The sequence below is a fragment of the Phenylobacterium sp. genome (assembly GCF_028290885.1).
Lineage (GTDB): Bacteria > Pseudomonadota > Alphaproteobacteria > Caulobacterales > Caulobacteraceae > Phenylobacterium.
On record NZ_JAQGIZ010000131.1, the window covers coordinates 1 to 4,641 of the forward strand.

A 4,641-nucleotide genomic window follows, 5' to 3' on the forward strand; every position below is an offset into this window, starting at 1 on the left:
GACGCCCAGCTGATCGCCGCCGTCCTGGCCGCCGTCGCCGACGACAACCGGCCGATGGTGGTGCGCGACCCGGCCATGCAGGCGGTGATCGCCATGGCGGACCAGATCGCCCCCTCCGACGCCTCGATCCTGATCACCGGCGAAAGCGGCGTCGGCAAGGAAGTCATCGCCCGCTACGTGCACCAGAAGTCGCGCCGCGCCAGCCGTCCGTTCATCTCGGTCAACTGCGCCGCCATCCCCGAGAACCTCCTGGAGAGCGAACTGTTCGGCCACGAGAAGGGCGCCTTCACCGGCGCCGTGGCCCGCCGCATCGGCAAGTTCGAGGAAGCCAACGGCGGCACCCTGCTGCTCGACGAAATCTCCGAGATGGACGGCCGCCTTCAGGCCAAGCTGCTGCGCGCCCTGCAGGAGCGCGAGATCGACCGGGTCGGCGGCGCGAAGCCCGTGAAGGTCGACATCCGCATCCTCGCCACCTCCAACCGCGACCTGGCTCAGGCGGTAAAGGAGGGCGTGTTCCGCGAGGACCTGCTCTACCGCCTGAACGTCGTGAACCTGCGCCTGCCGGCGCTGCGCGAGCGCCCCGGCGACGTCCTGGCGCTGGCGGAGCACTTCGTCCGCAAGTACGCCGCCGCCAACGGCGCGCCAGAGCGCCCGCTCTCCGCCGAGGCCCGGCGCCGGCTCGCCAGCCACCGCTGGCCGGGCAACGTCCGAGAGCTGGAGAACGCCATGCACCGCGCGGTGCTGATGGCCAGCGGCGCGGAGATCGCCGAAGACGCCATCCGCCTGCCCGACGGCCAGCCCTTCGCCTCGGCCGACCCGCACGCGCGCGCCGCCCAGGCCGCCTCGCTGGCCGCCGAGAGCGCCAGCCGCAGCTACGTCGGCCAGACCGTGGCCGCCATGGAGCAGCAGCTGATCATCGACACCCTCGAGCACTGCCTCGGCAACCGCACCCACGCGGCTAACATCCTGGGCATCTCGATCCGCACCCTGCGCAACAAGCTCAAGGAATACACCGAGGCCGGCGTCCCGGTGCCGGCGCCCCAAATGGGCGCGGCCAGCGCGGCATGATTTCCTGAATGGCCGACGCCTTCCTTCCCTCCCGGCACGGCCAAGCCCCCAACGCGCGCGACGTGCTGGGCTGGGTGGCGCGTGGCGAGGTGGCCATGGCGCTGGGCGTGGTCGGCATCGTCGTCCTGCTGATCATCCCGATCCCGGCCTTCTTGCTGGACCTGCTGCTGGCGATCTCGATCGCCAGCGCAGTGCTGATCCTGATGACCTCCCTGCTCATCAAGAAGCCGCTGGAATTCACCGGCTTTCCGATGGTGCTGCTGGTCACCACCCTCTTCCGGCTGGCGCTGAATATCGCCTCGACCCGCCTGATCCTCGGCCACGGCCACGAGGGGGTGCACGGCGCGGGCCACATCATCGAGGCATTCGGCAAGCTGATGATGGGCGGCAGCTTCGCCATCGGCCTGATCGTCTTCGCCATCCTGGTGATCGTGAACTTCGTGGTCATCACCAAGGGCTCGGGGCGGATCGCCGAGGTCGCCGCGCGCTTCACCCTTGACGCCATGCCCGGCAAGCAGATGGCCATCGACGCCGACTTGTCGGCGGGCCTGATCGACGACAACGAGGCCAAGCGCCGGCGCAAGGAGCTGGAGCAGGAATCGACCTTCTTCGGGTCGATGGACGGCGCCTCGAAGTTCGTGCGCGGCGACGCGGTCGCGGGCCTGATCATCGTCGCGATCAACGTCATCGGCGGCATCCTGATCGGGGTGCTGCAGCACCACATCCCGATCGGCCTGGCGGCCACGACCTACACCGTCATGACCATCGGCGACGGGCTGGTCAGCCAGATCCCGGCGCTGGTCATCTCCATCGCCGCGGGCTTCCTGGTCTCCAAGTCCGGCGTCGAGGGCTCGGTCGACAAGGCGCTGGTCACCCAGCTGGCCATGAACCCGGTGGCCCTGGGCATGGTCTCGGCGGCGGCCGGCGTGATCGCGCTGGTCCCCGGCATGCCGATCATCCCGTTCGCGGCGATCTCGCTCGGCGCCGGCGCGCTTTCCTGGCGCCGGTCGCAGAAGTCGATGGAGCCGCCCCCGGTGGACATCCTGCCGGCTGAGACCAACCAGGAAGAGCCGATCGCCCAGACCCTGGCCATCGACGAGATCAAGATCGAGCTGGGCTACGGCTTGTTGGGCCTGATCAACGACCTGGAGGGCCGCCGGCTCACCGACCAGATCAAGGCGCTGCGCCGCACGCTGGCCTCGGACTTCGGCTTCGTCATGCCCAGCGTCCGCATCCTCGACAACATGCGCCTGCCGTCGCAGGGCTACGCGATCCGCATCAAGGAGATGGAGGCCGGCGCGGGCGAGGTCAGGCTCGGCCAGATGATGGCCATGGACCCGCGCGGCGGCCAGGTGGAGCTGCCGGGCGAGCACGTCCGCGAGCCCGCTTTCGGCCTGCCCGCCACCTGGATCGACGAGCCGCTGCGCGAGGAAGCGACCTTCCGCGGCTACACCATCGTCGATCCCGCGACGGTGCTCACCACGCACCTGACCGAGATTCTCAAGGAGAACATGCCGGATCTGCTCTCCTATTCGGAGGTGCAGAAGCTCCTGAAGGAGCTGCCCGCCGAGCAGAAGAAGCTGGTCGATGATCTAGTGCCCTCCATCGTCACCGCCACCACCATCCAGCGTGTCCTGCAGGCCCTGCTGCGCGAGCGGGTCTCGATTCGCGACCTGCCGGCGATCCTGGAAGGCATCGGCGAGGCCGCGCCGCACACCGGCTCGGTCACCCTGCTGGTCGAGCAGGTCCGCGCCCGCCTCGCCCGGCAGCTGTCCTTCGCCCACCGCGGCGACGACGGGGCCCTGCCGATCGTCACCCTGACGCCCGAATGGGAGAACGCGTTCTCCGACGCCCTGGTCGGCCAGGGCGACGACAAGCAGCTGGCGCTGGCGCCCTCGCGCCTGCAGGACTTCGTGCGCGGCGTGCGCGAGACCTTCGAGCGCGCGGCGCTGGCCGGCGATTCGCCCGTGCTGCTGACCAGCCCCGCCATCCGCCCCTATGTCCGCTCGATCATCGAGCGTTTCCGGGGCCAGACCCCGGTGATGAGCCAGAACGAGGTGCATCCCCGCGCCAAGCTGAAGACGGTCGGCACGATCTAGCGCCGTTGCAGGCGCCGGCCCGGGCTGATAGCGGTGCGGACGACGGAGCGGCGAGACAGCTCCGCTGAGTCTTGGGAAACGGATGCGGCGAGCTCTCAACCGACCAAAGGGACCCGGCGCGGCCGTCGTATGGGACCTGCTCACCTTCGAGCACTTGATGACCAGCCAGGTGATCCACGTGATCTACTGGGCGGGCCTGGCGCTCATTGCGCTCGGCGCCTTCGGGACCATCGGGGCGGCCGTCGGCGTGGCGATCCGGGATCCCTTTCCGTTCGGCCTGCTGTTGGCCATTCCCGTCGTCGTCGGCGGCCTGCTGGTGATGGGCGCGCTGATCCTGCTCTGGCGCTCGTTCTGCGAGTTCTACGTGGCGATCTTCAAGATTAGCGAGGACCTCGCCGTCCTGCGCGCCGACGTCGAGCGCGAGCGGCTCACGCGGGCTTCAAACTAGGCTGAATATCAGCGGCGCCGAGCGGCCCGCATCCCGACTTCGTCGAACTCGGCGTTTTCGCGCCGGTTGGCTTCCTTGAGCGCGGCAAGCCGCATGCTCTCGGCGACCTGCTCGTACTTCTTCTGCTCTTCGAACGCCTGGGCGAGCCCGTCGCGCGCGCCGCGCTCCTCGGCCAGGATGACGTCGATCTCGGCCTTGAGGGCGGCTTTGCGGATGCGCAGGCCCTCGGCGTAGCCGGCGTGATACCAGCCCGCCTGGGCGTCCTGGGTGGCCCGCGTGGCCTCCGCCTCCCCCTCGGCCTGCAGCAAGGCCAGCCGCATCTCAGCGTGGGCCAGCCGCCGGGCGATCTCGGCGAGCTGCTGCTGGCGGCTTTCCACCTCGTAGGTGGCGAGCTTGATGAGGGATTCCGACCAGCTCATGCGGGCACGCTATCCAGGATGCCGCTCAGCCGGTGAAAGGCCTCGTCCAAGTTGGTCACCTCCTCCTTGTCCTGCGCCAGGAACGCCTCCAGCGCCGGATTGAGCGCGATGGCCCGGTCGACCTGAGGGTCTGCCCCGGCCCGGTAGGCGCCGATGCGGATCAGCTCCTCCATGTTGGCGTAGGCCGACAGCGTCTGGCGGGCGGACTTCACGATCTCCCGCTCCTGCGGCCCATGGCAGCCGGGCATGGTCCGGCTGATCGACTTCAGCACATTGATCGCCGGGAAGCGGCCGCGCTCGGCGATGCCGCGCTCCATCACGATATGGCCGTCCAGGATGCCGCGCACGGCGTCGGCGATCGGCTCGTTGTGGTCGTCGCCGTCCACCAGCACGGTGAAGATGCCGGTGATCGGGCCGGCCTGCGTGCCGTCCGGCCGGATCGGCCCGGGGCCGGCGCGCTCCAACAGCTTCGGCAGCTCGGTGAAGACGGTGGGCGTATAGCCCTTGGTGGTCGGCGGCCCCCCGGCGGCCAGCCCGATCTCCCGCTGGGCCATGGCGAAGCGGGTGACGCTGTCCATCAGGCACAGCACTTCCATGTCCTGGTCGC

At 69.4% G+C, this 4,641-nt stretch carries 4 protein-coding genes and 1 pseudogene; 3 read left to right on the top strand and 2 right to left on the bottom strand.

Annotated elements, in window-relative coordinates; translation table 11 throughout:
- From JWP28_RS08875 to JWP28_RS08885, 3 genes are all read left to right on the top strand, one after another.
- Positions 1 to 1,068: sigma-54 dependent transcriptional regulator (locus tag JWP28_RS08875; RefSeq protein WP_299542166.1), on the top strand; the 1,068-nt coding region annotated here is incomplete at its 5' end.
- Between the two features lie 8 nt (positions 1,069 to 1,076).
- Complete coding sequence (gene flhA / locus JWP28_RS08880; protein WP_299542168.1) at positions 1,077 to 3,167, top strand: flagellar biosynthesis protein FlhA; 2,091 nt, start codon at positions 1,077 to 1,079, stop codon at positions 3,165 to 3,167.
- An 82-nt stretch (positions 3,168 to 3,249) separates the two neighbouring features.
- Positions 3,250 to 3,615, top strand: a complete 366-nt coding sequence (locus tag JWP28_RS08885; RefSeq protein ID WP_299542170.1) for a DUF4282 domain-containing protein — start codon at positions 3,250 to 3,252, stop codon at positions 3,613 to 3,615.
- Positions 3,616 to 3,623: 8 nt separating this feature from the next.
- On the opposite strand, the gene JWP28_RS08890 is transcribed toward JWP28_RS08885, so the two are convergent.
- Entirely contained in the window at positions 3,624 to 4,034 is a 411-nt protein-coding gene (locus tag JWP28_RS08890; protein ID WP_299542172.1) for a flagellar export protein FliJ, read from the bottom strand.
- Positions 4,031 to 4,641, bottom strand: a pseudogene (gene fliI, locus JWP28_RS08895) (flagellum-specific ATP synthase FliI); the annotation flags it as partial. The pseudogene fliI and the gene JWP28_RS08890, both read right to left, overlap by 4 nt.

What these genes read in the sequence shown, in the direction of transcription:
- flhA (WP_299542168.1), top strand. Translation starts at nt 1,077, where the DNA reads ATGGCCGACGCCTTCCTTCCCTCCCGGCACGGCCAAGCCCCCAACGCG.
- JWP28_RS08885 (WP_299542170.1), top strand. Translation starts at nt 3,250, where the DNA reads ATGCGGCGAGCTCTCAACCGACCAAAGGGACCCGGCGCGGCCGTCGTA.
- JWP28_RS08890 (WP_299542172.1), bottom strand. Translation starts at nt 4,034, where the DNA reads ATGAGCTGGTCGGAATCCCTCATCAAGCTCGCCACCTACGAGGTGGAA.